Source organism: Nocardia sp. NPDC059236, assembly GCF_042754085.1.
Taxonomy (GTDB): Bacteria; Actinomycetota; Actinomycetes; order Mycobacteriales; family Mycobacteriaceae; genus Nocardia.
On the sequence record NZ_JBHZAF010000012.1, the window covers coordinates 147,198 to 172,383 of the forward strand.

The window sequence follows — 25,186 nt, forward strand, 5'->3', positions numbered from 1 at the left end:
GCACTCTGTTGTGACTAGTGCTGTGAGTGGGCCAGGTTCGGTTCGGTAGAACCAAAGGCCCGAGGCGGCGGTGAAAACCACCAGACCAGTCTGCGGCGGTTTCCGGTGCGAACCGGACGACCGGCCGTGTGAGCAGAGTGCCGAGCAACTCGCGCACTTGTAAAGAAAGAAGGGCAGCCGACCGATGGCAACGTACGCAATCGTCAAGACCGGCGGAAAGCAGTACAAGGTCGCGGTCGGTGACCTGGTGAAGGTCGAGAAGATCGAGGGTGAGCCGGGCACTGCGGTGTCCCTGGCGCCGGTGCTGGTCGTTGACGGCGCCGAGCTGACCACCGATGCTGACAAGCTGGCGAAGGTTTCCGTGTCCGCCGAGGTCGTCGAACAGACCAAGGGCCCGAAGATCCGCATCCACAAGTTCAAGAACAAGACCGGCTACCACAAGCGTCAGGGCCACCGTCAGAAGCTGACGGTCCTGAAGGTCACCGGCATCAAGTAATCCGACTTGGGGTTCGCACCCCGGCACGAGGAGTTCTGAAATGGCACATAAGAAGGGTGCATCCAGCTCGCGCAATGGTCGCGATTCGAATGCCCAGCGGCTCGGTGTGAAGCGCTTCGGCGGTCAGACCGTCAAGGCCGGCGAGATCCTGGTTCGTCAGCGCGGCACGCACTTCCACCCCGGCGTCAACGTCGGCCGTGGCGGCGACGACACGCTGTTCGCCCTCGAGGCGGGCGCGGTGCAGTTCGGCACCAAGCGTGGCCGCAAGACCGTCAACATCGTGGTTCCGGAGCCGGTGAACGCCTGACCGGCGCACCGGAGTTCTCTCCATACACTTCCGAAGCGGGTCAGGGTTTGGATTAACCCTGGCCCGCTTTGCTGTTTACAGCAGCACCACACCGCCGATGCTCACAGGTTCGCGGCGCGTCTCGTTCTGGACTGACGGAGCGGGGGAGCGAAGCGGAGGAGCGGAGGAGCGAAGAACGAGACCTTCAGCGCCGCGAACCAGCCCGGAGCGCAGCGGAGGGCAAATTAGACAGAGTCGACTAGTCCTGAAGGAGGATGATCACCGATATGTCCAAATTCATCGACCGTGTCGTTTTGCACGTGCGCGCGGGCAAGGGTGGGCACGGGTGTGCCTCGGTGCGGCGTGAGAAGTTCATGCCCCTGGGTGGCCCGGATGGCGGCAATGGGGGCAATGGCGGGGACGTGATCCTCGAGGTCGACCCCAATGTGCACACGCTGCTCGACTTCCACTTCCACCCGCATGCCAAGGGCGGCAACGGCAAGCCCGGTGAGGGCGGCAACCGCAATGGCAAGCAGGGCGAGGGGCTGCTGCTGAAGGTGCCGGACGGCACCGTCGTCATGAGCACCGACGGTGAGGTGCTGGCCGACCTGATCGGGGTGGGTTCGACGTACGTGGCGGCCCGGGGCGGCCGCGGCGGGCTGGGCAATGCCGCGCTGGTGTCCAAGTCGCGCAAGGCGCCCGGGTTCGCGCTGCTCGGCGAGGACGGCCAGGAGCGCGAGCTGGTGCTCGAGCTGAAGTCGGTGGCGGATGTGGGCCTGGTGGGCTTCCCGTCGGCCGGCAAGTCGTCGCTGGTGTCGGTGCTGTCGGCGGCCAAGCCGAAGATCGCGGACTACCCGTTCACCACGCTGGTGCCGAACCTCGGTGTGGTGCTGTCGGGTGACACCACTTTCACCGTGGCCGATGTGCCCGGCCTGATCCCGGGCGCGAGCGAGGGCCGCGGCCTGGGCCTGGATTTCCTGCGGCATCTGGAGCGCTGCGCGGTGCTGGCCCACGTGGTGGACTGCGCGACGCTGGAGCCGGGCCGTGACCCGGTGTCGGATGTGGACGCGCTGGAGGCCGAGCTGGCCGCGTATCAGCCCGCGCTGGTGGGCGACGCCGGTCTGGGTGATCTGGCGGATCGCCCGCGCGTGGTCATCCTGAACAAGGCCGATATCCCGGATGCCGACGAGCTGGCCGAGTTCGTGCTGCCGGAGTTCGAGAAGCGCGGCTGGCCGGTCTACAAGATCTCGGCGGTGAGCCGGGAAGGCTTGCGGCCGTTGACCTTCGCGCTCGCGGAGATGGTCGCCGAGTACCGGGCGGCGCATCCGAAGGCGGAGCCGAAGCGGCAGATCATCCGACCGGTCGCCAAGGGCGACAGCGGTTTCCGGGTCATTCAGGATCCCGAGGTCGAGGGCGGCTTCATCGTCATCGGCGAGCGGCCCGAGCGGTGGGTGCACCAGACCCAGTTCGACAATGACGAGGCCGTGGGCTACCTGGCCGACCGGCTGGCCCGCCTCGGTGTCGAGGACGAGTTGGTCAAGCTCGGCGCGGAGCCGGGTGCGTCGGTCACCATCGCGGATTACTGCTTCGATTGGGAGCCTTCGATTTCCGCCGGTGTGGAGACCCTGATGACCCGCCGCGGCGTGGACCCGCGCCTGGATCAGACCGAACGCATCGGCGCCGCCGAGCGCAAGCACGCCTCGCGTGTGCGCCGCGGCCTGGTGACCGAGGACGACGAGTAATACAGTGCCGCAGGGCCGTTCGCGACGGAGCGGGCGGCCGGTGCGGGCGGGCAACGGATTCGGGTGCGACGGCGCTGCGGCGCCGCGGGCGAATTGAGGTGTGGTGCAAGTGGGTTCGAGCGGCACTCAGGTGACGGGACAGGGCGCTGGACTCGGGGAGCGCAGTGCTGGATCTGGAGAGCGCAGTGCTGGATCCGGAGAGCTCAGTGCGGCGCGGCAGGCGATCGCGTCGGCGCGCAGTGTAGTGGTGAAGATCGGCTCGTCGGCGCTTACCTCCCTGGAGGGCGGCCTCGATACCGGCCGGCTGGACCGGCTGGCCGATGCGGTCGAGGCCCGTATGCGCGCGGGATCGGATCTGGTGGTGGTGTCCTCGGGCGCCATCGGCGCGGGCATGGCTCCGCTCGGATTGTCCAAGCGCCCAAGGGATCTCGCCACCAAGCAGGCCGCCGCGAGTGTCGGGCAGCTGGCACTGGCGCACGCCTGGGGCACCTCCTTCGCCCGCTACGATCGCGTCGTCGGCCAGGTGCTGTTGAGCGCGGGCGACTTCGGCCGCCGTGAACCGCATCGCAATGCCCAGCGCACCCTGGACCGCCTGCGCTCACTGCACGCCATCGCGGTGGTGAACGAGAACGACACTGTCGCAACGGAAGAGATCCGGTTCGGCGACAATGACCGGCTGGCGGCGCTGGTGGCCCACCTGGTCGGCGCGGATGCCCTGATCCTGCTGTCGGATGTCGACGGCCTCTACGACGGCGATCCGCGTAAGGGTTCGGCGAACTTCATTCCCGAGGTGCGCAGCAGCGCCGATCTGGACGGCGTCATCGCCGGATCCGGTGGCGCGCTGGGCACCGGCGGTATGGCCTCGAAGCTGTCGGCGGCCCGCCTGGCCGCGGACGCCGGCGTGCCGGTGCTGCTGGCCGCGGCTTCGGATGCGGCGGCGGCGCTTTCGGGCGCGACCGTGGGCACCGCCTTCGCCGCGCGTCCGGTGCGGCTCTCGGCTCGCAAGTTCTGGGTCCGGCACGCGGCCGACGCCCGGGGTGCGGTGCATCTGGACGCGGGTGCGGTCGCGGCCGTGTCGGAGCGCCGCCACTCGCTGCTGGCGGCGGGCATCACCGAGGTGGCGGGTCACTTCTATGCCGGTGACGTCGTCGATCTGATCGCGCCCGACGGCCGGCTCGTCGCCCGCGGCGTGGCCGCCTATGACAGCGACGAATTGGAGACCATGAAGGGCCGTTCCACGACCGCCCTCCCCGACAGCATGCAGCGCCCGGTCGTGCATGCCGACGATCTGGTGAAGGTCTAGCCACGGTCCTGGTGAAGGTCTGGTTTCGCCCGCGGCACACGAAGGCGAAGTGCCGGTTACGGGCGAATTGCATTGGGGGAGAGGCGAAGTAACGCCACGAACCGGTCGGTTGGTCGCTCGGGCGAGGGGCAGGGGGAGGGCGGGGGAAGGGCAGTGGGCGGGACGGCCCGGAGGTTCATGCTTGAGGAGCACCCGGTGCCGCATCGAGATGTGCCCTTCGCCGATAGCGGTCGCCTGGATCCGGCGCGGTCCGCCCTTGCCGCGCCGGGCTCGCGGTCCGGTGATCGCCCGCGGCTCCGGGTGCGCCGCACCGCCCGTGGAGGTAGGTATGTACGTAACGCAACCTGATAGCACAGAGCTGTGGCGGGCGAGCGGACGTGACACGAGTTTCGAGGAGAGGTTCGCCGAACGCCCACTACTGCCCGATTGGCATGAACTGCTGGCCGCCTTCTGCGGCCACATCGGTGATCAGCCCGAGGACCACGCGGTCACCCGCTGGGCCCGGGCGCTGGCCGAACTGCACCTGCAGCGGCGGGAACAGTCCGGCGATGCGGGCGGGATCGACGAGTTACGCGCTCAACTGGTCTCGTTCATCGACGAGTGGGTGACGAGCCGGGCGCTGCCGAGGGGTGCAGCGCGGGCCGAATCCCTCGGGGCCGTGGTGGATGCCATGGCGGCCGCCCATGTGCGCGCCGTGCATCTGCTCCGGACGGCCGAGAACGTATCGGACGAACAAGTACACGCCGCCTGGTTCCTACTGGCGCAGATGGCGGACGGCTGGACCGATCGGGCCGCAGGGGTTGTCGGCCCGAGAATCCGCCGCTCCGCCTGAAGTGCCGGTGCGGCAACCGCATCCGGGTGGCGGGAGGCCCGCGCCGGGCGTGTGACCTTGCACCGCACACGCCGCGCGGGTGCCTCACTGATCGGGCGGGCAGGCCCGATCACCACGCCGGATGGGCCTCGATCACGCAGTCGGGGGCGGCGGTCGCGGTCACCCCGGTGAGCACGAATCCGCTGCGGGAGAGCAGGTTTCCGAATTCGGTCTGGGTGCGTTCCCGGCCGCCCGGGGTCTGGATCAGCATCTCCAGGTCGATGATCTTGCCCGGGTGGGGGCGGTGGTGTTGCGGCATGACCATTTCGATGATGAGCAGGCGCGCCTCGGATTCCATGGCGACGCGGATGGTGCGCAGGATGCGTTCGGCATCCTCGTCCGACCAGTCGTGCAGGATGTGTTTGAGCAGGTAGGCGTCGGCGCCCTTGGGGACCGAGTCGAAGAAGCTGCCCGGCTCGAAGGTCAGACGGCCGGTCAGGCCCGGCATCCGGAGCTTTTCCTCGAGGCCTTCCTGCACGCGGGGCAGGTCGAAGACGGTGCCGCGCATGGACGGGTGGCGTTGCAGGATGTCGACGAGCAGGCTGCCGCGCCCGCCGCCGACATCCACGATCGAGCCGAATCGGCCGAAGTCGAAGGCGGCCTGCAACGGCTCGTTGGACAGACTGCTGACACTGGTCATGGCGCGGTCGAAGATCTCCCCGGCCTCGGGGTGTTTGTCGGCGAACTCGAAGAACTCCATGCCTTCCAGCTCGGGCCAGAGTGATCCGCCGGACCGGACCGAGCCGCTGAGGTGCGTCCAGTGCTTGCGATGCAGATCGGCCCCGAAGAACAGGAGCAGATCCCGCAGCGTGACCGGCGCATCCGAGCACAGCGCCTGCGACATGCCGGTCAGCTCGTACGCGCCGTCCCGGCGCTGGGCGAACACGCCCGCACTGATCAGCAGGCGCATGAGCCGCCGCAGCGCGTCCTCGTTCGCGCCGACCGCCGCCGCGAGGTCGGCAGGCTGCCTGGGGCCCTCGGCGAGCGCGTCGGCGATGCCCAGCTCGGCCGCCGCGCAGGTGGCCTGACTGAGATATCCGGCCGTGGCCAGTTCCAGGAGCGCGATATGCCCGGGAACCAGCCGCCGATGCAGGGCATACATGCCGTCGCGGAGCCAGGTGATGGCGCGCAGCAACGGCAAAGGTGGAGCTTTGAGTGATGCGGACGCCATGTTGAACTCCCCAGGATCGTTCGGCGACTGCGGGATTTGCCTGAGCCTACGCGCTGCGTCCCTGGTGGGCAGTGGTTTCCGTGACGGCCGGGCAATCGGCCCGGCGTGGCGCGGGTCAGGCGGCGGTGAAGGCGGCGGCGTTCTCGCGGGCCCACTGCGCGAAGGTGCGGCCCGGGACGCCCAGCAGGGTGTCGGTGGTGTCGGCCGGGGTCTCGGGCTGCTCGGTGGTGAGCGCCCAGATGGTCAGCAGGGCGTCCACGATGTACGGCGGCATGGTTTGCGACAGCTGTGCCTGCGCCTGCTCCGGGGTGATGGTGACGATCGGGATCTCCCGGCCGATGGCCTCCGACAGCGCGGCGATCTGCGCGCGGAAGCTGATCGCCTCGGGGCCGGTGAGACTGACTGTGCGGCCGCGCAATTCGGGGCCGGTGAGGGCGGCGACGGCGATATCGGCGATATCCAGCGGGTGGATCATGGCCAGGGCGGCGTCCGGGTAGGCGTGCTCGATGGGCTGTCCCGCCGAGACGGCCGGGATCCAGCCGAAGGCATTGCTGTCGAATCCGCCCGGTCGCAGCGTGGTGGTGGCGAGAGTCGAAGCGGCGAGCGCCTTTTCGACCGCCAGGTGGCTGGCGCCGATTGGGTTGGAAGCGGCGTCGGGGGAGTCGACCGCGGAGGACGACAGCAGTACGACATGCTCGATCCCGGCCTGCTCGGCAGCCCGCACGAAGGTGGTCGCGGTGCCGGGGTCGGCGTAGAGGAAGACCTGGCGCACGTTTTCCAGTGCGGCGGTGAGGCTTTCGGGATCGTCGCCGCGCAGTGCGACGACCTCGATTCCGGCGGGGAGGTCGAGGGCGGACGGGTCCTTGCTGGCCGCGCGGACGGGCAGACCCCGGGCGTGCAGGGTGGTGAGGACGGCGCGGCCGATCTGGCCGCGGGCGCCGGTAATGAGGATGGTCATGGCGTACTCCGATCGAGTGAGAATCCATGCAGATGGGCAAATGCATGCTGTCATGCACACATTTGCGAGTCAACACATATGTTCGCGAATGCATGCAGATACGATGTGCCCATGACCCAGGACGACCGCACCCCCGACGAGCTGCTCGATGCCATCGGACCGGCATTCGGCAAGCTCCGCCGCGGTGTCCTCCAGGAGGTCGAAGACCCCATCAGCACCAAGGATTCGACCCGCGCCCTGCTGCTGGGCATGGTGCTCGGCTGCCCTCAGGGCATCGGCCAGGACCCCCGCGAGCCCGGGCAGGAGATAACGGTCGGCGGTATCGCCGCGGGTATGTGCGTCGATCCCTCGGTGGCCAGCCGCATGGTCACTGACAGCATCAAGGCGGGCTACCTGCGGCGCGTCCCCTCCCAGCTGGACGGCCGCCGCGCGGTCCTCGAGCTGAGCGAGCAGGGCCTCGAGTTCATGCGCACCTTCCGTCGCCGGCAGCGTGCCGCGTACGAATACATCACCGCCGAATGGCCCGAACAGGACCGCCTCGAATTCGCCCGCTTGATGCTCCGCTATGTCGACGCCATCGACGACCTCAAGAACCGCCGCCCGCCCGCCGACGCCTGAGCTCGCGGGGTGATCAGGACGGGGTGGCCAGCGCGAAGGGGAGGACGGCGGCGGCGCCCGCGGCGCGGAGCATACGGGCGGCCATGGTGAAGGTCCAGCCGGTGTCGGTCAGGGTGTCGACCAGCAGGATGCGCTCCGCCTCCCCGCGCTTGCCATCGACCGCGCTGAGATCCGGTGTCTCCCAGGCATTGTGGAGGGCGGCCACGCGGTGGGCCGAGTTGGCGGCGGAGACCGGTGGCAGGTCGGGGCGCAGGTGGAGGACGCCGAGGTCCGCTAGGCGGCCGACCTCGGCGAGGCGGGCGGCCAGTGAGCGGGTCAGGATCGGGTGCGCGCCGGAGTCCAGAGCCATGACGGCGGTGGGGCGCTGGGCCCAATTCCATTCGCGCAGCACGGTGGTGCAGGCGCGGAAGACCTCGTCGGGGATCGGGGCGTCGGGGCCGTCGAGGAGTGGGCGCAGGCGCTGACCCCAGCCGAGGTTGCTGAGGCGGCCCAGGACGCGGCCGGTCTCGGGACCGTCGGTGATCTTGCCGGACAACGGGATTCCGAGTTTGGCCAGGCCGGTGGGCCACTGCTTGCGGGGCGCGAGATCGATGCCGGGGCGGTCCAGGCGGGTGCGGATATCGGCCAGGTCGGCGGCGTCGACGGCGATGTCCAGGCGGGTGCCGGTGCAGTTGTCGCAGCGGCCGCAGCGGGCGTCCGCGGTGAGGCCGGGATCGTCGAGTTGCCTGCGCAGGAACGTCATCCGGCACTCGGCGGTGGACTCGTAGTCGATCATGGCCTGCTGCTCGGCCTCGCGCGCCACACTGAGCCGCTCGTAGCGTTCGGTGTCGTAGGCCCAGGGCTGACCGGTGCCCAGCCAGCCGCCGCGCACCCGGCGCACCGCGCCGTCCACGTCCAGCACCTTGAGCACCATCTCCAGGCGGGAGCGGTTGAGCTCGACCAGCGGTTCCAGGGCGGCGGTGGACAGCGGCCGGTCGGTGTCGAGGGCGGCGAGCACGGAGCGCACGATGTGCTCGCGCGGGAAGGCCACCGACGCGAAGTAACTCCAGATCTGCCGGTCCTCGTGGCCGGGCAGCAGCACCACCTCGGCCCGCTCGGTGCCGCGGCCCGCACGGCCCACCTGCTGGTAGTAGGAGATGGGGGAGGAGGGCGCGCCGAGGTGCACGACGAAGCCGAGATCAGGCTTGTCGAAACCCATTCCGAGCGCGGAGGTGGCGATGAGCGCCTTCACCTCGTTGTTCAGCAGCGCGGCCTCGAGGGCTTCCCGTTCGGTGGGGTCGGTCTGCCCGGTATAGGCGGCGACGTGGTGTCCGTGCGAGTTGAGAACGTCGGCGAGATCGTGGGCCGCGGCCACCGTGAGCGTGTAGACGATGCCGGAGCCCGGCAGTTCGTGCAGCCGCCGGCTGAGCCAGGCCGTGCGCTGCACCGCATCGGGGATGCGCACCACCGACAGATGCAGGGACTCCCGGTCCAGACTGCCGCGCAAAACCAATGTGTCCGTGCCGATCTGGGTCGCCACATCGGTCACCACCCGGTCGTTGGCGGTGGCCGTGGTCGCCAGGACCGGCACCTCGGACCCGAGATCGGCGATGAGCGTGCGGATCCGCCGATAGTCCGGCCGGAAGTCGTGGCCCCAGTCGGACACACAGTGCGCCTCGTCGATCACCACCAGCCCCGCGTCCGCGGCCAGCTTCGGCAGCACGGAATCGCGGAAGTCCGGGTTGTTCAAGCGCTCCGGACTCACCAGCAGCACATCGACATCCCGGGCCGCCACCCGCGCGTGGATCTCGTCCCACTCGGTGACATTCCCCGAATTGATGGTCGCCGCGACGACTCCCGCGCGTTCGGCCGCCGCGACCTGGTTGCGCATCAGGGCCAGCAGCGGCGACACGATCACCGTCGGCCCCCGCCCCTGCGCCCGCAGCAGCTTCGCGGAGATGAAGTACACCGCCGACTTGCCCCACCCGGTGCGCTGCACCACCAGTGCCCGCCGCCGCTGCACTACGAGCGCCTCGATCGCGATCCACTGATCCTCGCGCAGCCGCGCCTGCGGCCCGGCCAGCTCCCGCAGCAGCGACTCGGCGTCCTCCCGCAGGCCGCCCGCGCGAACCGGCTCCGAGGCCGCCGATCGGGGGTCGGCGGTATCGGGCGACGGCCGGGACGTGCCGGTCGTCGCTGAGGCCGAAGGGTCGGTGGCGGGCGAGGCGGCTGGGTCGGTCGAGGTCACGCGCTCCATGGTGCCCCACCGCACCGACACCACCTGCCCCCTGCCCGAATTTTCGACCGACTTCGCACCCCTTGCGTGCCACCCGCGCGCGCGACCCGTGCAAATACTCCGAACCGGACAAACGTCTGCCCTGTACGACACCGGTGGAGACCGCCTTGGTTGCGGTGGGGTCAAGATCGCGCGGAATCCCGTGCGCGGACGGACAATAGGATTCCGGGCACGAAGGGCGTCCGGGGGTGCGCAGGGAGACGCAGATGCCGGAGAAGTTTCCGTCGCCCGCGGGGTGGACTCCGCCGGGTACAGAGTTTCGCAGTAGTGGAGGTGTTTCGCGGACGGTGACCGGAGCGCTGGTGGGGTTGATCCTGACCCCCGTCGGCATCGTCCTCGCCGCCCGCGGCGCGGCCGGGACCAGGCAGTGGACGATCCTCGGGGACTTCGCCGACCGCGTCGGCTCGACCGTCGAGATCCTCATTGCCGCGGTGGTGTTCCTGCTGGTGGCGGCCCTGGCCGCCTATTCGCCGGCGGGCACCATCATCGCCGGGCTGGTGTGGGGGGTGCTGCCCGGGATCATCCATTTCATCTTCCCGGACGACACCTTCCGCCTGATCGGCGATCTGCCGGTGTCCGACGACATGCACATCGCGCTGTTCCAGTGGCTGCAAACGGGATTCCCGCTCATCGTGGGCATCCTGCTGGTGGGTGCGGGTGCAGCGGCGACCTTCCGCCGCCGCTGACCCCGGTCAACCCTTCACGCACAGCACCTGCCGCAGCGTGGCGACAATGTCGACCAGGTCGGACTGGGCCGCGATGACCTGGTCGATGTCCTTGTAGGCCGCGGGGATCTCGTCGATCACCCCGGCGTCCTTGCGGGACTCCACGCCCTCGGTCTGTGCGACCAGGTCGGCCACGGTGAACTGGCGCTTGGCCGCATTGCGGCTCATCCGCCGGCCCGCGCCGTGCGACGCCGACTGGAACGAGGCCGGATTCCCCTTGCCTCGCACCACATATGAGCGCGTACCCATAGATCCCGGAATCAGCGCCAGGTCGCCCGCGCCCGCGCGCACCGCGCCCTTGCGGGTGACCAGCATGGGGATCCCGTCGATGACCTCCTCCGCCACATAGTTGTGGTGGCAGGAGATCGGATCGTCGAATCGCACGTCCAGACCGTGGAATTCGTCGCGTACTGCCTTGCAGACGAGGGCGAGCATGACGGCGCGGTTGCGCGCCGCGTACTCCTGCGCCCAGGTCAGGTCATGGCGGTAGGCGTCCATTTCCGGTGTCCCGGACAGGAATACCGCCAGGTCGCGATCCGGCAGATCCGCATTGTGCGGCAGTCTGCGGGCCACGGTCATGTGTCGCTCGGCGAGTTCCTTGCCGATATTGCGGCTTCCGGAGTGCAGCAGGATCCACACGCGCTGCTCGGTGTCGATGCACAGCTCCTGGAAGTGGTTGCCGCCGCCCAGCGTTCCCATCTGCTTGTGTGCCTTGGACTCGCGTGCCTGCACGGCCGGATCCAGTGAATCGAACGCCTTCCAGAAGCGGTCCCACCCCGCGCGCAGGGTGGTGCCCGCCGCGCGCTGACCGAAAACCTCTGCGTTCAACCGGTTCACGTTCACCGGGTCGTGGTGGGCCGCGAATCCCACCGGCAGCACCGCCTCGATTCGTGATCGCAGCGAGTGCAGGTTGTCGGGCAGGTCGGCCGCGGTCAGCGAAGTGAGCACGGCCTCCATTCCACAACCGATGTCCACCCCGACCGCCGCGGGCGCGACCGCGTCCTTCATGGCGATGACCGAGCCGACCGTCGCGCCCTTGCCCAGGTGCACGTCCGGCATCACCCGTACCCCGTACACCCACTTCAGTTGCGCGATATTCCGCAGCTGCTGCAGCGCGGCCGGTTCGACCTCGTGCTCGTGGGCCCACATGAGCGTCTGCGCCCGAGTACCGCGCAGCTCGACGGGAAACATGGGACTTTCCTTCCTCTCGACTGCCGTCCACGGTAGGTCCACCGCCCGTCCCGGTGCACCGTATTTATCCGGCGGTCAGGGTTCGACGAAATCCGCGGCGAGGCCGCACAGCTTCCAGGCGCCGTTGCGCCGGACCATGGTGCCGGTGTAATCGATGTCCTTGAAGTAGCTGCGGTATTTCTCGGGGACGTTTGTGAAGGTTTCGTGGAATGCGAAGGTGGCGGAGTTCGGGTCGTTTTGGGTGACTCCGGTGACGGTGTTCGTGTAGCCGGCGTTCTTCACTTCCGCACCGAGTGATTTGTCGAATTGCGGGGTGTATTGGAAGACGATCTGGTCGATGGTGTCGGCTGTTTCGGGGCAGACCAGGGAACGGAAGCCCTCCCAGTCGCGAGCATTGGAGGTGGCCGCGACGGCCGTGGCCGCATTCACCAATTCCGGGTCGAGGGTGGTTGGATCGCCGGGAGTGACCGTTTTGTCCGGCGCATTGAACACCACCGGCGCGGGCAGCGGCGTGTATCCACTTGCGGTGAGATCGGCGTCCATGGCGCGCCGCCAGCTGCCGTCGTCGATCATCATGCGGATGACCGTGGTGATGCGGCTCTGCAATTCGAGATCACCCTTGCGCACGCCGACCCCGTAGCGCTCGCGGGTGAAGCGGTGCCCGACCACGCGCAGCACGCCCGGGTGTTCGTGGGCGTATCCGGCCAGAATGACGTCGTCGGTGGTGACGGCGTCGATGGTGCCCGCGATCAGGTCGGCGACGCACTCCGCGTAGGTGTCGCGGGTGGCGAGCTTCACGTTCTGGGCGAAGCTGCGCCGGATCTTGTCCGCGGAGGTCGAGCCCTCGGCGGTGCAGACGGTGCGTCCGTCCAGGTCCTCGGGCTGGTCGATGGCGCGTTCGCTCTGCCGCACCAGCAGGTCCTGCCCGGCCAGCAGGTAGGGCCCGGCGAAGGAGACCAGTTGCTGGCGGGCGGCGGTGATGGAGTAGGAGGCGACGATGAAATCGACTGCGCCCGAGTTCAACAGGTCCTCGCGCTGATCGGTGCGGGCCTCGCGCCAGGTGATGTGGTCGGGGGTGACGCCGAGCTTGTCGGCGATGTAGACGGCGGTGTCGACATCGAAGCCGTGGGGTTTGCCGTCGGGTCCCTCGACCGACAGCCCGGGTTGATCGAATTTGATGCCGATGGTCAGCGTCCGCGGTGGCGCCGACCGCGGCGCGTCGTCGGGTTTCGGAGTGTTACCGCAGGCTGCGAGTGCCAGTCCGGTCATAACCGCGACGGCGCGGATCGCACGCTTCATCGAATCCGATCTCCTGTCGTCAACTCGTGCGGATGAACGTCGAAGAACAGCCCCGGGCCGAGGTGCCGGAGAGGCAACCGGTCAGCACATGGTGCATCAAATCATCCGAGTTGAGAAAACGTGCGGACATCGCCGAACTGGACGCGCGATTCGCCCGCGCTTCAGGCAATTCCGCAATATTTCAGCGATTATTGCCCCAGGTTTGCGAACGGCTGGACGGGCTGGTCTCCGTTTGTTCCGGCCGGTCAGCGCGAGGTGCGTAATCCGTCGGTCATCACGGCGAAGGTGCGCTCGCGCAGTCCCGGGGTCGCGCTCGTGTCGTGTGCGGCGAGGAAGATGCCCTTGATGATGGTGAGCAGGTCACCGACGCTGATGTCGGGCCGCACCGCGCCCGCCTGCTGGGCGCGGGAGAGCAGGGTCCCCAGTGCTGTTTCGAGGTCGCGCGAGACCGTGCGCGGGTATTCACCGCCGTTGGCGCGCAACGCGTCCGCGAGGTCGCGTTTGACGCCGCCCTGCAGGACCAGCTTCTCCAGGAATTCGAAGAACGCCGTCCCCGGATCGTCGGCGATGGTCAGGTCGCGGGCGTGTGCGGTGATCTTCTCGACCTGATCCAGGATGGCGGCCTCGAAAAGCGCCTCCTTGGTGGGGAAGTGGCGGTACACCGTGCCCGCCCCGACGCCGGCCCGCCGGGCGATCTCGTCGAGCGGCACCGAAAGGCCTTCGGCGGCAAAGGCTTCCTGGGCGGCGGCCAGCACCCGCTCGCGATTGCGGCGCGCATCGGCGCGCAGGGGTCGATCCGTCACTCCGACAGCCTACCCACCCGTTGACAAACGGGGCGCACGCCCCGAATACTAACCGGGTCCAACGTTCCGTTTTTGGAGGCAGTCGTGTCCACTTCCGTCGAAACCCCTCGTGACCTTGTTGAACAGCTGTTTCAGAGCCTGCCCTCGCGCGATGCCGACCGGTTCGTCGCGCTCTTCGATCCGGATGCCGTATTCGAGATCCCGTTCCTGATTCCCGGTGAGCCCACCCGCATCGAGGGCCGGGAGGCGATCCGCGAGTACCTGGCCTCCCGCTGGTCGGGAATGCCGAGTCTGGAGCTGCACGGCATCCGTCCGGTCGTTCACGAGACCGGCGATCCGGAACTGTTCATCACCGAGGTCGATATCGACATCACCCGCCCGGGGCAGCCGCGCGCCTGGATCCGCAGCTCTGTCAATGTGATTCGCGTGCAGAACGGCCTGGTCACGCTCTTCCGTGACTACATGGACACCGGTCGGATCCTGACCATGCGGCAGGCGCTGCAGGGTTGAGCGTGTGATATCGATTACCCACCCGATCGTCGACGAACAGTTAGCGCATTAACTATTATTGCCCTAACCAAGACGATCGAGGAGGGCTGACCGGTGGAGTTGGAGGTCGAGGACCCGCTGCGGCTGGACCGGCAGGTGTGCTTCGCGCTGGCGGTGGCCAATCGGGCGGTGCTGGCGGTGTATCGGCCGCTGCTCGAGCCCATGGGCCTGACGCACCCGCAGTATCTGGTGATGCTGGCCCTGTGGGGTGAGGCGCCGATGTCGGTCAAGGACATCGGCGAGGCCATCCAACTCGACTCACCGACGCTCTCGCCGCTGCTGAAGCGGCTGGAGACGGCCGGGCTCATCACTCGCCGGCGCGACAGTCACGACGAGCGCAATCTGGTCGTGGATCTGACCGAGGCCGGGCGCGAACTGCGCAGGGAGGCGGAGCGGATTCCGCCGGCGGTGGTGGCGCGGCTGGGGGTGAGCCTGGCGGATCTCGAGGAGCTGCGCGAGGTGCTGAACCGGGTCAACGCCGCGGCGCGGCGGTCGGTCTTGGCGGATGGCGAGCAGGCCGGATCGACGAAGGGAAACCGGAAATGAAGCGCCCCAACCCTGTTCAGTGGCTCGGCTACTCGTGCGGGCGCGTGCTGCCCGAGGATCTGCACGAGTGGGTGCGCAACGACCTCACCGGACCCTGGGCGGTGCCGCGGCACCTCGTGCGGCAGCTGGTGCCGCTGGTCCCGGTGTTCGCGCTGGCATTCCTGCTGCCGGGTGAGCTGTGGCTGAAGCTGGCGGTGATCCTGCTGGGTCTGCTGCTGGCGCTGTTCTACATCGTGGCCTACATGCCGATGAACCGGGCGCACCGCCTGGTGAAGCACGGCTTCCCCGAGGACCTGGAGAATCCGGCGCGGGCGGCTCGCCGGGCCGCCGAACGCGCGGCCTACGAGGCCCAGTACCCGCACTGAGCCTCGAAAACCGGTGCTACTGCCCGCTTTCGGTGCAGGTGCTCGCAACGACGTGGGCGGCGCGGGGTTGCGCGCTGCCCAGGTCGGGGAACTGGGGAGCGCTCTGGCCGAGCCCGTTCACCGCGTTCTGTTCGGCCTCGTCGAGGCTCGCGCCCTGGGCCCAGCCCCAGGTGCCGTCCGCGCCCTGGGCGACCACGCCGCAGCCGCCGGTGAAGCGGAGCACGATCTCGCAGTCGTAGTTGGCGCAGTCGCGGATGGCGGCGGCGTCGGCGGTCACCTTGGTGGTGCCGATGTCGGCCACCGCGGCGTTCTTCAACCGGGACAGCGCCAGCGTGCCGAAGGACTGGGGTGCGGCCCCGGCGGATCCCGCCAGGGTCGCGGTGAGGGTGATGGCCGCGGTGAGAGCGGCTGCCCCCGTGGCGAATCGGGCGTGATTCGTCGCCGAGGGAGTGAGGCGTGCGACCGGCAAGAGAATTCCTGACGTTTCAGATGTGTGAACGCAGGTGATGCTAACCGGTCGGCCCGTGAACCCGAGGGGAATTTCAGACGACGGGTGTGCGGGCCAGCGCCCGGCGCAGCGCGCTGAACGCGGTCGCATTGGCGCGCTGGGTTTCTCGCAGATGGAAGGCCATCGACATGAACCCGTGCACGGTGCCGTTCCAGCGGTGGATCTCGGTCTCGACGCCCGCCTCGCGCAGCCGCTGCCCGTAGGCCTCGCCCTCGTCGCGCAGCGGATCGAATTCGGCGGTGGCGATGTGGGCGGGCGGGAGTCCGGTCAGGTCCGCGATGGTGGGATTGGCGTAGGGGTCGGACTTGTCGGTGTCCGAGAACAGGTACTGCTCCCAGTACCACCGAATGTGGGCCGCGGTGGTGAAGTAGCCCTCGGCGTTCTCGGTGTGCGACGGGCGGTCGCAGTTCGGGTCCAGCAGCGGGTACATGAGCAGCTGGAAGGCGATGTCGGGACCGCCGTTGTCGCGGGCGGTGATGGCGGCGACGGTGGCGAGGTTGCCGCCCGCGCTGTCCCCGGCCACCGCGATGCGATCGGGATCCCCGCCCAGGGATTCGGCGTGGTCGGCGACCCAGCGCAGGACGGCGTAGGCATCGTCGGCCGCGGCCGGGAAGCGGGCCTCCGGGGCGCGGCGGTAGTCGACCGAGACCACGATGACCCCGGCCTCATTGGCCATGGTGCGGCAGAACCGATCGTGGGAGTCCAGGCTGCACAGCACGAATCCGCCGCCGTGGTAGAAGACCACCACGGCCGGAACGGGTTCGGCGTCCAGCGGCCGGTACAGGCGCACCGGCACCTCCGGCGCGTTCTCGGGCCCCGGCACCAGCCATTCCTCCACTCCCGCAACGGGAATCGGCTCGACGGCGGCGGCGGGGCGGGCGGCCAGGAAGGCCCGCGCTTCGGCGGCGTCGAGCACCTCGGTGCCCAGCGCCGGGAACGCCGCGGTGGCGGCGTCGACGAAGGTCTGCCATTCGGGGGACAGGGTCATTGCGGGCCTTCCTGGATCGCGCTGTCTTACTGCATGTTCCGCGGGATGAACTTGCCCGCGGCGAGACCGCCGTCGACGGTCACCTCGGCGCCGGTGACGTAGGCGGAGGCGTCGGAGGCGAGGAAGGCGACCAGTTCGGCGACCTCCTCGGGCAGGCCGGTGCGCTCCAGCGGCAGGGTCGGGAAGCTGCCGGGGCCGGTGGTCAGGTAGGGCACCATCGGGGTGGCGATCGGGCCGGGATGCACGGAGTTGACCCGGATCTGGGCCGGACCCAGCTCCAGGGCGGCGATCTTGGACAGGCCGCGCAGACCCCACTTGGAGGAACCGTAGGCGCTGTGGTTCATCAGGCCCTCGAGCCCGGCCTGCGAGGAGATGTTCACGATGGAGCCGCCGCCGGCCGCGGTCATGGCGGGCAGCACGGCCTTGATGCCGTGGAAGGCGCCGATCAGGTTGACCTTCAGGATGCGTTCCAGCTCTTCGGCGGTGGTCTCGGTGAGCGGCTTCATGATGTAGATGGCCGCATTGTTCACCAGCACATCCAGCTTGCCGAAGGTGTCCACGGCGACCTTGACCGCGGCGTCCCAGCTCTCGGCGTCGGTGACGTCGTGGCGCACGAAACGTGCGGCGTCGCCGAGGGATTCGGCGAGTTCCTTGCCTTCGGTCTCGAGCACGTCGGTGATGACCACCTTGGCGCCGCGCTCCACGAACAGTCGCGCCTCGGCCGCACCCTGGCCGCGGGCGGCGCCGGTGATCAGGGCGACTTTGCCTGTCAGATCAGCCATTTCGACTTCTTTCTGTGTCATCTACTTGTCGGTCGTCTATCGGTTACGACGGTGTTATCGGGTACGGAAGTGGGGGATGACCTTCTCGCCCCACTGGCGGATGGTTTCCAGGCATGCGTCCTGGGGCACGGTGCCCATCTGGATCAGGCACAGGATCTCGTCGGCCCCGGCCGCCTGCAGCCGTTCGACGTAGGCGATGGCGTCGTCGGCGGTGCCGTAGGCGTGCTCGGTGTTGAAGATGGCGGTGGATCCGGTCTTCACCGGGATCTTGGCCTCGTGCAGGTAGGCGACGTGTTCGTCGGCGACCTGCCGCATCTTGGCGATCTCGTCGACGGCCGGGTCCACGGCCTCGTCGGGGACCGGGCCCGCGCCGTAGTAGTACTTGATGGACTGGGCGAAGAAGCGCTGGCCGCGCGCGCCGATCTGCTGTGCCTGCTCCCGATCGTCGAGGACGATGGTCGGGCACAGCGCCGCGAAATGATCGTTGACAACGGTGGAGACGAAGCGGTCGCCGGTGCGGGCCGCGATGGCCTCGTCGTAGATGCCGCGCAGTTCGGCGATCTCCTCGATGCCCGCGAAACCCAGGACCAGTGCGCCGATTCCGTACTCGGCGGCCAGCTTCAGGGTGTCCTTCTTGGTGCAGGCCATGAACAGCGGCGGATGCGGGCGCTGCACCGGGCGCGGCAGCAGGTGGTGGGGGTCGATGTCCAAAAGCTCGCCGTGGTACTCGAATTCGCCTTCGGGGTCCTGCCAGGCGGCCGCGATCATGCGCAGCGATTCCTCGACCTCCTGATAGGTGCGGTCGGGATCGACTCCGCACATGGAGGTTTCGACGGCGGTCGCGCCGCGACCGGCGCCCAGGTTCAGGCGGCCGCCGGAGAGCACGTCGAGCATGGCCGCGCGTTCAGCGGTGCGTACCGGATGATTGAAGCCGAACGGCATGCACACCACGCCGTGCCCGATGCGCACCCGCGAGGTCTTGGCGGCCACCCAGGTCAGGAAGATCTCCGGCGCGCTCATGTGCGCGTACCACTTGAGCCCGTGATGCTCGACCGCCCACACCGCGTCGAAGCCGACCTGATCCGCGAGCAGGGCCTGCTCGACGCAATCGCGCAGGACCTGGGCCTCGTGCGCGGCGGTGGGGTCGGTCATCTGCGCTTCGAAGATCATCGAGAACTTCATCCGGGGCTCCTTGCCGCGACGCTGCCTCACCCGTCCGGGCGCTTATGCCTAACCGGAATACAACTGCACCCATAGCCTCAGGTCATGGGTCTGTCTCAGTGGCCGGGACCACATCGTGCCGGGGTTCCGCATCGGGACTTAGCGTCGGTTGACGAGCAGAGGAAGGGATGGAATCGGTGGGACAGCTGGACGGCAAGGTGGCACTGGTGACGGGTGGTGCCCGGGGCATGGGAGCGGAGCACGTGCGCCGCTTCGTGGCCGAGGGCGCCAAGGTCGTGTTCGGTGATGTGCTGGACGACGAGGGCAAGGCGCTGGCCGCCGAGCTGGGTGCCGCCGTCCACTACGTGCACCACGACATCACCAGCGAAAGCGACTGGCAGGCAGCGGTTTCCGCGGCCATCACCACGTTCGGCAAGCTGGATGTGCTGATCAACAATGCCGGCATCCTGCGGTTCAAGCGCATCGTGGAGATGAGCCTGGACGAGTTCAACACCATCATGAACATCAACGTCACCGGCGCTTTCCTCGGCATCAAGACGGCCGCGCCCGCGCTCACCGCCGCCGGCGGCGGGTCCATCGTGAACGTCTCCTCGGTCGAGGGCTTCGTCGGTGCGGCCGGTCTCTCCGCCTACAGCGCGAGCAAATTCGCGCTGCGCGGGCTCACCAAGTCCGCCGCCCGGGAACTGGGGCACTCGGGTATCCGGGTGAACTCGATTCATCCCGGCGGCATCGCCACCCCTATGACCGCGTCCGTCGCGGGCGCGTCCGGGGTGGACGGCAACACCTTCTTCTCCGAATTGCCCATTCCGCGCTGGGGTCAGCCGGTCGAGGTCTCCGAGGTGGCGTTGTTCCTGGCCTCGGACGCCTCGAGCTATTGCACCGGAGGCGAATTCGTCGTCGACGGCGGCATGCTGACCAGCTGCGGCTACTAAGGAACGAGATTCATGGAATTCGAATTCGACGTCGTTGTGGTGGGTTCCGGCGCGGCGGGCATGACCGCCGCGCTGACCGCCGCCTACCGGGGCCTGTCGGTGACCCTCATCGAGAAGAGCCGCCTGTTCGGCGGCTCGACCGCGCGCTCCGGCGGCGGTATCTGGGTGCCCAACAACCCGGTGCTGCAGGCCGCGGGCGTGCCGGACAGCCCGGAGCTGGCCCGCACCTACCTGAAAGCCGTTGTCGGCGACCGGGTTCCGGAGGCCAAGCAGCGGGCGTTCCTGGAGCAGGGCCCGGAGATGTTCCGCTACATCGGCGCTCGCTCCAAGCACTGGGACTTCGCCTACGACCGCGGCTACTCCGACTACCACCCGGAGTTCCCGGGCGGTCTCGCGCAGGGCCGCAGCATCGAGCCCAAGCCGATCGACGGCCGCCTGCTCGGCGGGGATCTGCACAAGATCAACCAGCCGACCATGTCCGCGCCCAAGGGCATCGCCATCACGGTCAAGGATTTCCACGACCTGAACATGATCGCGCGCACCTGGACCGGCAAGAAGACCGCCATGAAGGTCGGCGCGCAGACCGCGCTCAACCTGATCAAGGGCGCCAAGCCGCTCAGCCTGGGCAAGGCCCTCGCCGCCCGGCTGTGGCTGTCGCTGCGCGACGCGGGCGTGCCGGTGTGGCTGAACACGCCGCTCACCGACCTGATCGTCGAGGGCGACGCCGTGGTCGGCATTCGCGCCGAGCACGAGGGCCGGCCGGTCACCATCAAGGCGCGCCGCGGCGTGGTGCTGGCCGCGGGCGGCTTCGAGCACAACCTGGAGATGCGCAAGCAGTACATCGACGGGCCGCAGAACACCGGCTGGACCGTCGGCGCGACCGAGAATGTCGGCGAGGGCATCGTGGCGGGCCAGAAGGCGGGCGCCGCAGTGGATCTCATGGACGACGCCTGGTGGGGTCCGTCCGTGCGCAACCCCGGGGGCCCGCCGTTCTTCATGCTGGCCGAGCGCTCGCAGCCGGGCGCCATCGTGGTCAATGCCAAGGGTGAGCGCTTCGTCAACGAGTCCGCGCCGTATGTGAACGTCGTGCACACCATGTACGAGGAGGAGAAGAAGGTGCCGGGCAGCATTCCGGCGCACTTCATCTTCGATCAGAACTTCCGCGACCGGTACCTGTTCCTGGGTAACTTCCCCAAGCGGCCGCTGCCCCAGAAGTACTTCGACGCGGGAATCATCAAGCAGGCCGACACCCTGGCCGAGTTGGCGGACAAGCTGGGTATCCCGGCGAACAAGCTGGCGGCCACCGTCGAGCGCTTCAACGTCTTCGCCCGCAAGGGCCGCGACGAGGACTTCCTGCGCGGCGACTCGGCCTACGACCGCTACTACGGCGACCCGACCGTCAAGCCCAACCCGACCCTGGCCCCGCTCGAGCGCGGCCCGTTCTACGCGGTCGAGATGGTGCCGGGCGACCTGGGCACCAAGGGCGGCCTGGTCACCGACGAGCACGCCCGCGTGCTGAACGACCAGGGCGAGGTCATCCACGGCCTGTACGCGGCGGGCAACAACTCCGCCGCCGTCATGGGCAACGACTACGCCGGCGCGGGCGCCACCATCGGACCCGCCATGGTGTTCGGCTACATTGCGGCCAACCACCTGGCCGACGCGGAATCCGAAGCGGCACAGGAGAACTGACATGGGACGGGTTGATTCGAAGGTCGTCGTCGTCACCGGCGGTGCGCGCGGCATGGGCGCGGCCTTCGCCCGCAAGCTCGCGGCCGAGGGCGCGCGGGTGGTGATCACCGACGTGCTCACCGAGGCCGGCCAGGCCGTCGCGGCCGAAATCGGTGACGCCGCACGGTTCCTCCCGCTCGACGTGACCGACGAGACGGCCTGGAACGACGTGGTCGCGCAGACCGAGGCCGCGTTCGGCCCGGTCTCGGGCCTGGTCAACAATGCGGGCATCGTGCACGTCGACCCGATCGAGAAGCTCTCGGAGGCCGACTACCGCAAGGTGATCGACGTCAACCAGGTCGGCGTGTTCCTGGGCATGAAGGCCGTGATCGGGTCCATGCGCCGGGCCGGTGTGGGTTCCATCGTGAACATCTCCTCGACCGGTGGGCTCATCGGTTACTCCAACATCCTGGGTTACGTGGCCTCCAAGTGGGCCGTGCGCGGCATGACCAAAACGGCCGCACAGGAATTCGCGGCCGACAATGTCCGCGTCAACTCCGTGCACCCGGGCATCGTGGCGACCGAGATGGTCGCGGCCTCCGAGCGATCGGCGAACATCGCGGCCAATCAGCCCATCGCCCGCCCGGCCACCCCCGAGGAACTCGCCAACATGGTGCTGTTCCTCATCTCCGACGACTCCTCCTACAGCACCGGCGCGGAATTCATCGCCGACGGCGGCTTCACCACCCAGTAACAACTCCGCTGCGAGACAAGGAAACACCCATGAAGGACTTCCACGGCAAAGTCGCCGTAATCACCGGTGCGGGAGCGGGCATCGGCCGGGCGCTGGCCCTGGAGCTGGCCCGGAACGGCGCGCAGCTGGCGCTGTCCGGGCGCAATCTCGACAATGTCGCGGAGACCGTGGCGCTGTGCGAGAAGGAGGGCGCCAAGGCCCGCGCCTACAAGCTGGACGTGACCGATCGGGCGGCCGTGTACGCGCACGCCGACGAGGTGGTCGCGGATTTCGGCAAGGTCAATGTCGTCGTCAACAATGCGGGCGTCTCGCTGACCGCCAATATCGAGGAAGTCTCCTGGGAAGACCTGGAGTGGATCTTCGGCATCAACTACTGGGGCACCCTGCACGGCGTGAAGGCGTTCCTGCCGCACGTGATCGCCTCCGGTGACGGGCACATCGCCAATGTCTCCAGCATGTTCGGCCTGGTGGCCTGCCCCAGCCAGGGCGGCTACAGCTCCTCCAAGTACGCCATGCACGCCATCAGCGACGCACTGCGCCAGGAGATGATCATCGCCGGCTACAACGTGGGCGTCTCCAGCATCCACCCCGGCATGATCAAGACCGAGATCGCCTGGAAGGCCCGCGCCGCCGCCACCCGCGACCGCGACGACCTGGCCGCCAACTTCGACCGCCTGGCCCAGACCAGCCCCGAGGACTGCGCCAAGACCATCGTCAACGGCATCCGGAAGAACAAGCCGCTCATCCTGATCGGCAAGGATGCCAAGGCCATGAACATCATGCGCCGCCTGCTCGGCTCGGGCTACATGAAGCCCCTCACCGCCCAGATGCGCAAGGAGATCTGAGGTAGCTCTCGCGGCTCCCATGCCCCGGTGCGTTCCGCACCGGGGCACGGACCGAGGGGTGCTGAGTAGTGCCCTGGTGAGCTGTCCGGTTGGGCTCGGACCGAGCCGATCGAGTTGCCGGGGCATCCAGGCTGTCCACACCCATTGCTGCCCAGGCACATTGGCGCTCGAGCGCAGTGGCGCTCAAGCATATTGGCGCCGACCGCTGCCGATCGGCCCGGCTGCTCGGCAGGCGGTCTACCGCCGACCTTTCAGTGATAACGGTGAACAAGTCGTCATCGCCGCGGCGGCTCGCCTTGTCCGGCCGCGCCCGCGTCAGCCCTGCACCGTACGGTGCGGGGCCAGCTGTCGTTGCGTGAATTGACTGCTCTGACCTGGGATTTCGTTGGTCTCGGTGAGCGGGACCGGGGCGATTTGTGACCCCGCTAACACGCCACGATCGGAGGGTGGCCCAGTGGCGGGTCGTACCCGGAAGGACGGAGGCGGCCGATGCGCATCGGCATGCTCATGCCATATCTCGAGGGTCTGGTGACCTCGGGCGGATTTCTGCGGGAGTTCGCGGCGGCGGCGGAGGAATGCGGGCTGGATTCGATCTGGACCGTGGAACACGTTGTGGTGGCACAGGATTACGAGCCGCTGTACCCGTATTCGCCCGACGGACGGATGCCGGGCGGGGATCTCGGGGTGCCGATGACGGATCCGCTGGAGACGCTGGCGTTCGTGGCGGCGGCGTCGAGCACCCTGAAGCTGGGCACCGCCATGGTGGTGGCGCCGCTGCACAGCCCGGTGGTGCTGGCCAAGCGGGCCGCCACCATCGATCGGCAGTCGGGCGGGCGGTTGCTGCTCGGGCTCGGAATCGGCTGGCAGAAAGAGGAATACGCGGCGATCGGGGTGCCGTTCGAGGATCGTGGCGGACGCCTGGACGACTGCATCGGGGCCATGCGGGCGCTGTGGACGGAGTCCCCGGCCACCTATCAGGGCAAGCACGTGTCGTTCGAGAAGCAGTTCTGCCTGCCGCAGCCCGAACGGTCGATTCCGATCGTGCTGGGCGGCAACAGCGCTCCGGCGGTACGGCGCGCGGCCCGGGTCGGGGACGGCTGGTTCCCGTACACCATCTCGTCCGAGGATTTCGCGCGCGGGGCGGACCGGATTCGTGAGTTGTCGCGGGAGGCGGGACGTGCCGAGGACGCGGTCGAGATGACCATCTGGCCGGGCTCCTTCGATTTCACGCGCGAGTTCGACCCCGGCTACGTGCGCCCCTATGTCACGGCGGGCGCGAGCCGCGTTGTGCTCACCCCGCCCATGTTCGGCCCGGAGTCCCTGCTCAACGGCGTGGAAAACCTTGCGGCCTACGTGGATCGGTATCGCAACGAGGTGGAGGCGAAGCTGTGAATCCCGCGACGGCTGTCCGCGTTGTCGACCGCATCGTCCTGCCCGCCAACCGTGCGGAGGACTGGCTGACCCGCTGGCGCAGCGACTATCTGCCGGGGGCCACCGCCCGCGGACTGCGTTCGCCCCAGGTGCTGCACGAGCACACCGGCGCGGATTCGGTTGCCGTGCAGATCATCTGGGAACTGCCCGGCATCTACGACTTCTACGGCATGCGGGGCGCGGCCGCCGCCGATCCCGCCGTCTCGGCCTTCTGGTCGGACACCGACGCGGTCGCGCTGACGCGGGAGCGGCACGTCCTGGCGGTACAGGAGGAACTGTCATGAGCCGCTGGGTGATTCTCACCGCCCCGCCCGCCGGAGACGACGCGGACGGGCAGCTCGCCGCGCAGGCCACGGCGGCGACCGCGACACCCGGGGTCACGCACTGCTCGGCCGGTGTCGATCTGCCCGGCAGCACGGGCGGACTCGGCGCGGTCTGGGATCTGGCCGCCGACTCGGCGCCCGCGACCGTCCTGCCCGTTCTGCCCGCCACCGCCGATGTGGTGCCACTGGCCCCGGTGAACGCCCGCGTGGTGCGGCTGGATTCCGCCCGCCGCATCAAGCGCACCCTGCTGCTCACGGTGCGGTCCGGCACGGCTCCGGATACGGTGGCGCGCTTCGAATCCGACCTGATGGCCATGCCCGCGCACATCTCGGCCATCCGGTCCTGGTCGCTGAGCCGGGTGCCGGGCCACGGCCGCTGGACCCATGTGTGGGAGCAGGAGTTCGCCGACCCGGACGGGCTCAATGGCGATTACCTGCTGCATCCCTACCACTGGACGCACGTGGATCGCTGGTTCGACGGCGAGATCCCGGATTCCATCGTGGAACCGGCGATCGCGCACCTGTACCGCTGGGCCGACGGCCCGGTGCTGGGGAACTGAGCGGTGGCCGAA

General features: G+C 68.6%; 27 protein-coding genes. 17 read left to right on the forward strand and 10 right to left on the reverse strand.

The window, feature by feature from the left end:
• Positions 1–184: 184 nt before the first annotated feature.
• The 5 genes from rplU (at position 185) to ACFXIV_RS29155 (ending at position 4,659) form a co-directional block, all read left to right on the forward strand.
• Complete coding sequence (rplU, locus tag ACFXIV_RS29135) at positions 185–496, forward strand: 50S ribosomal protein L21 (protein WP_157354916.1); 312 nt, start codon at positions 185–187, stop codon at positions 494–496.
• A gap of 40 nt (positions 497–536) precedes the next feature.
• The gene (gene rpmA / locus ACFXIV_RS29140) at positions 537–803 is read left to right on the forward strand and encodes a 50S ribosomal protein L27 (protein WP_040806195.1); all 267 of its coding nucleotides are present in this window, start codon (positions 537–539) and stop codon (positions 801–803) included.
• A gap of 266 nt (positions 804–1,069) precedes the next feature.
• Positions 1,070–2,524: a GTPase ObgE gene (gene obgE / locus ACFXIV_RS29145; protein ID WP_379398898.1), complete on the forward strand. Its 1,455-nt coding sequence runs from the start codon at positions 1,070–1,072 to the stop codon at positions 2,522–2,524.
• A 244-nt stretch (positions 2,525–2,768) separates the two neighbouring features.
• Entirely contained in the window at positions 2,769–3,827 is a 1,059-nt protein-coding gene (proB, locus tag ACFXIV_RS29150; RefSeq protein ID WP_379399027.1) for a glutamate 5-kinase, read from the forward strand.
• A gap of 328 nt (positions 3,828–4,155) precedes the next feature.
• Positions 4,156–4,659 carry a DUF4254 domain-containing protein gene (locus tag ACFXIV_RS29155; protein WP_379398897.1) on the forward strand — a complete coding sequence of 168 codons (504 nt, stop codon included), beginning with the start codon at positions 4,156–4,158 and terminating at the stop codon, positions 4,657–4,659.
• Positions 4,660–4,768: 109 nt separating this feature from the next.
• Here ACFXIV_RS29155 and ACFXIV_RS29160 read toward each other — a convergent pair whose 3' ends face one another.
• Both ACFXIV_RS29160 and ACFXIV_RS29165 read right to left on the reverse strand, forming a co-directional pair.
• Positions 4,769–5,869: a methyltransferase gene (locus ACFXIV_RS29160; RefSeq protein ID WP_379398896.1), complete on the reverse strand. Its 1,101-nt coding sequence runs from the start codon at positions 5,867–5,869 to the stop codon at positions 4,769–4,771.
• 115 nt (positions 5,870–5,984) lie between these two features.
• Positions 5,985–6,827: an NAD(P)H-binding protein gene (locus ACFXIV_RS29165; protein ID WP_379398895.1), complete on the reverse strand. Its 843-nt coding sequence runs from the start codon at positions 6,825–6,827 to the stop codon at positions 5,985–5,987.
• A 111-nt stretch (positions 6,828–6,938) separates the two neighbouring features.
• Between ACFXIV_RS29165 and ACFXIV_RS29170 the strand changes: the two genes are divergently transcribed.
• Complete coding sequence (locus ACFXIV_RS29170) at positions 6,939–7,445, forward strand: MarR family winged helix-turn-helix transcriptional regulator (protein WP_379398894.1); 507 nt, start codon at positions 6,939–6,941, stop codon at positions 7,443–7,445.
• A 13-nt stretch (positions 7,446–7,458) separates the two neighbouring features.
• Here ACFXIV_RS29170 and ACFXIV_RS29175 read toward each other — a convergent pair whose 3' ends face one another.
• Positions 7,459–9,540 (reverse strand): RecQ family ATP-dependent DNA helicase, encoded by a 2,082-nt coding sequence (locus tag ACFXIV_RS29175; protein ID WP_379399026.1) that lies wholly within the window; start codon positions 9,538–9,540, stop codon positions 7,459–7,461.
• 467 nt (positions 9,541–10,007) lie between these two features.
• On the opposite strand from ACFXIV_RS29175, the gene ACFXIV_RS29180 reads away from it, so the two are divergent.
• Positions 10,008–10,406 carry a hypothetical protein gene (locus ACFXIV_RS29180; RefSeq protein WP_354834858.1) on the forward strand — a complete coding sequence of 133 codons (399 nt, stop codon included), beginning with the start codon at positions 10,008–10,010 and terminating at the stop codon, positions 10,404–10,406.
• A 6-nt stretch (positions 10,407–10,412) separates the two neighbouring features.
• On the opposite strand, the gene ACFXIV_RS29185 is transcribed toward ACFXIV_RS29180, so the two are convergent.
• The 3 genes from ACFXIV_RS29185 to ACFXIV_RS29195 all read right to left on the reverse strand — a co-directional run bounded on the left by ACFXIV_RS29185 (position 10,413) and on the right by ACFXIV_RS29195 (position 13,738).
• Entirely contained in the window at positions 10,413–11,636 is a 1,224-nt protein-coding gene (locus tag ACFXIV_RS29185) for an RtcB family protein (RefSeq protein WP_379398893.1), read from the reverse strand.
• Positions 11,637–11,711: 75 nt separating this feature from the next.
• Complete coding sequence (locus tag ACFXIV_RS29190) at positions 11,712–12,935, reverse strand: glutamate ABC transporter substrate-binding protein (RefSeq protein WP_379398892.1); 1,224 nt, start codon at positions 12,933–12,935, stop codon at positions 11,712–11,714.
• Positions 12,936–13,180: 245 nt separating this feature from the next.
• Positions 13,181–13,738: a TetR/AcrR family transcriptional regulator gene (locus ACFXIV_RS29195; RefSeq protein WP_379398891.1), complete on the reverse strand. Its 558-nt coding sequence runs from the start codon at positions 13,736–13,738 to the stop codon at positions 13,181–13,183.
• Positions 13,739–13,822: 84 nt separating this feature from the next.
• Between ACFXIV_RS29195 and ACFXIV_RS29200 the strand changes: the two genes are divergently transcribed.
• The 3 genes from ACFXIV_RS29200 to ACFXIV_RS29210 all read left to right on the forward strand — a co-directional run bounded on the left by ACFXIV_RS29200 (position 13,823) and on the right by ACFXIV_RS29210 (position 15,198).
• A complete protein-coding gene (locus tag ACFXIV_RS29200; RefSeq protein ID WP_379398890.1) occupies positions 13,823–14,248 on the forward strand; it encodes a nuclear transport factor 2 family protein in 426 nt (141 codons plus the stop codon).
• A 99-nt stretch (positions 14,249–14,347) separates the two neighbouring features.
• Positions 14,348–14,833, forward strand: coding sequence for a MarR family winged helix-turn-helix transcriptional regulator (locus ACFXIV_RS29205; protein ID WP_379399025.1), 486 nt, complete (start codon positions 14,348–14,350; stop codon positions 14,831–14,833).
• Entirely contained in the window at positions 14,830–15,198 is a 369-nt protein-coding gene (locus tag ACFXIV_RS29210; protein WP_354834872.1) for a DUF5313 family protein, read from the forward strand. The genes ACFXIV_RS29205 and ACFXIV_RS29210 overlap by 4 nt, the downstream gene beginning before the upstream one ends.
• A 16-nt stretch (positions 15,199–15,214) precedes the next feature.
• Here ACFXIV_RS29210 and ACFXIV_RS29215 read toward each other — a convergent pair whose 3' ends face one another.
• From ACFXIV_RS29215 to ACFXIV_RS29230, 4 genes are all read right to left on the reverse strand, one after another.
• Positions 15,215–15,667 carry a DUF4189 domain-containing protein gene (locus tag ACFXIV_RS29215; RefSeq protein WP_379398889.1) on the reverse strand — a complete coding sequence of 151 codons (453 nt, stop codon included), beginning with the start codon at positions 15,665–15,667 and terminating at the stop codon, positions 15,215–15,217.
• 73 nt (positions 15,668–15,740) lie between these two features.
• Positions 15,741–16,694, reverse strand: a complete 954-nt coding sequence (locus tag ACFXIV_RS29220; RefSeq protein ID WP_379398888.1) for an alpha/beta hydrolase — start codon at positions 16,692–16,694, stop codon at positions 15,741–15,743.
• Between the two features lie 26 nt (positions 16,695–16,720).
• Entirely contained in the window at positions 16,721–17,476 is a 756-nt protein-coding gene (locus tag ACFXIV_RS29225) for a glucose 1-dehydrogenase (protein WP_354834881.1), read from the reverse strand.
• Between the two features lie 54 nt (positions 17,477–17,530).
• Positions 17,531–18,658 (reverse strand): LLM class flavin-dependent oxidoreductase, encoded by a 1,128-nt coding sequence (locus tag ACFXIV_RS29230; protein WP_379398887.1) that lies wholly within the window; start codon positions 18,656–18,658, stop codon positions 17,531–17,533.
• A 167-nt stretch (positions 18,659–18,825) separates the two neighbouring features.
• Here ACFXIV_RS29230 and ACFXIV_RS29235 point away from each other — a divergent pair, with 167 nt between their 5' ends.
• The 7 genes from ACFXIV_RS29235 to ACFXIV_RS29265 all read left to right on the forward strand — a co-directional run bounded on the left by ACFXIV_RS29235 (position 18,826) and on the right by ACFXIV_RS29265 (position 25,174).
• Entirely contained in the window at positions 18,826–19,590 is a 765-nt protein-coding gene (locus ACFXIV_RS29235; RefSeq protein WP_379421349.1) for a glucose 1-dehydrogenase, read from the forward strand.
• Between the two features lie 12 nt (positions 19,591–19,602).
• Positions 19,603–21,282: a 3-oxosteroid 1-dehydrogenase gene (kstD, locus tag ACFXIV_RS29240; RefSeq protein ID WP_379398885.1), complete on the forward strand. Its 1,680-nt coding sequence runs from the start codon at positions 19,603–19,605 to the stop codon at positions 21,280–21,282.
• Position 21,283: 1 nt separating this feature from the next.
• Positions 21,284–22,015 carry a glucose 1-dehydrogenase gene (locus ACFXIV_RS29245; protein WP_379398884.1) on the forward strand — a complete coding sequence of 244 codons (732 nt, stop codon included), beginning with the start codon at positions 21,284–21,286 and terminating at the stop codon, positions 22,013–22,015.
• Between the two features lie 29 nt (positions 22,016–22,044).
• On the forward strand, positions 22,045–22,860 hold the full coding sequence (locus ACFXIV_RS29250; protein ID WP_379382484.1) for an SDR family NAD(P)-dependent oxidoreductase: 816 nt from the start codon (positions 22,045–22,047) through the stop codon (positions 22,858–22,860).
• A 489-nt stretch (positions 22,861–23,349) separates the two neighbouring features.
• The gene (locus ACFXIV_RS29255) at positions 23,350–24,252 is read left to right on the forward strand and encodes an LLM class F420-dependent oxidoreductase (protein WP_379382483.1); all 903 of its coding nucleotides are present in this window, start codon (positions 23,350–23,352) and stop codon (positions 24,250–24,252) included.
• The gene (locus ACFXIV_RS29260; protein ID WP_379398883.1) at positions 24,249–24,575 is read left to right on the forward strand and encodes a hypothetical protein; all 327 of its coding nucleotides are present in this window, start codon (positions 24,249–24,251) and stop codon (positions 24,573–24,575) included. Before ACFXIV_RS29255 ends, ACFXIV_RS29260 begins: the two co-directional genes overlap by 4 nt.
• Positions 24,572–25,174 (forward strand): Dabb family protein, encoded by a 603-nt coding sequence (locus ACFXIV_RS29265; RefSeq protein ID WP_379398882.1) that lies wholly within the window; start codon positions 24,572–24,574, stop codon positions 25,172–25,174. The genes ACFXIV_RS29260 and ACFXIV_RS29265 overlap by 4 nt, the downstream gene beginning before the upstream one ends.
• Positions 25,175–25,186: the final 12 nt, after the last annotated feature.

Excerpts from the sequence above, each read along its gene's own strand:
- rplU (WP_157354916.1), top strand. The coding sequence starts at position 185 with ATGGCAACGTACGCAATCGTCAAGACCGGCGGAAAGCAGTACAAGGTC.
- rpmA (WP_040806195.1), top strand. The coding sequence starts at position 537 with ATGGCACATAAGAAGGGTGCATCCAGCTCGCGCAATGGTCGCGATTCG.
- obgE (WP_379398898.1), top strand. The coding sequence starts at position 1,070 with ATGTCCAAATTCATCGACCGTGTCGTTTTGCACGTGCGCGCGGGCAAG.
- ACFXIV_RS29155 (WP_379398897.1), top strand. The coding sequence starts at position 4,156 with ATGTACGTAACGCAACCTGATAGCACAGAGCTGTGGCGGGCGAGCGGA.
- ACFXIV_RS29160 (WP_379398896.1), bottom strand. The coding sequence starts at position 5,869 with ATGGCGTCCGCATCACTCAAAGCTCCACCTTTGCCGTTGCTGCGCGCC.
- ACFXIV_RS29165 (WP_379398895.1), bottom strand. The coding sequence starts at position 6,827 with ATGACCATCCTCATTACCGGCGCCCGCGGCCAGATCGGCCGCGCCGTC.
- ACFXIV_RS29170 (WP_379398894.1), top strand. The coding sequence starts at position 6,939 with ATGACCCAGGACGACCGCACCCCCGACGAGCTGCTCGATGCCATCGGA.
- ACFXIV_RS29185 (WP_379398893.1), bottom strand. The coding sequence starts at position 11,636 with ATGTTTCCCGTCGAGCTGCGCGGTACTCGGGCGCAGACGCTCATGTGG.
- ACFXIV_RS29190 (WP_379398892.1), bottom strand. The coding sequence starts at position 12,935 with ATGAAGCGTGCGATCCGCGCCGTCGCGGTTATGACCGGACTGGCACTC.
- ACFXIV_RS29210 (WP_354834872.1), top strand. The coding sequence starts at position 14,830 with ATGAAGCGCCCCAACCCTGTTCAGTGGCTCGGCTACTCGTGCGGGCGC.
- ACFXIV_RS29220 (WP_379398888.1), bottom strand. The coding sequence starts at position 16,694 with ATGACCCTGTCCCCCGAATGGCAGACCTTCGTCGACGCCGCCACCGCG.
- ACFXIV_RS29225 (WP_354834881.1), bottom strand. The coding sequence starts at position 17,476 with ATGGCTGATCTGACAGGCAAAGTCGCCCTGATCACCGGCGCCGCCCGC.
- ACFXIV_RS29230 (WP_379398887.1), bottom strand. The coding sequence starts at position 18,658 with ATGAAGTTCTCGATGATCTTCGAAGCGCAGATGACCGACCCCACCGCC.
- ACFXIV_RS29235 (WP_379421349.1), top strand. The coding sequence starts at position 18,826 with ATGGAATCGGTGGGACAGCTGGACGGCAAGGTGGCACTGGTGACGGGT.
- kstD (WP_379398885.1), top strand. The coding sequence starts at position 19,603 with ATGGAATTCGAATTCGACGTCGTTGTGGTGGGTTCCGGCGCGGCGGGC.
- ACFXIV_RS29245 (WP_379398884.1), top strand. The coding sequence starts at position 21,284 with ATGGGACGGGTTGATTCGAAGGTCGTCGTCGTCACCGGCGGTGCGCGC.
- ACFXIV_RS29250 (WP_379382484.1), top strand. The coding sequence starts at position 22,045 with ATGAAGGACTTCCACGGCAAAGTCGCCGTAATCACCGGTGCGGGAGCG.
- ACFXIV_RS29255 (WP_379382483.1), top strand. The coding sequence starts at position 23,350 with ATGCGCATCGGCATGCTCATGCCATATCTCGAGGGTCTGGTGACCTCG.
- ACFXIV_RS29265 (WP_379398882.1), top strand. The coding sequence starts at position 24,572 with ATGAGCCGCTGGGTGATTCTCACCGCCCCGCCCGCCGGAGACGACGCG.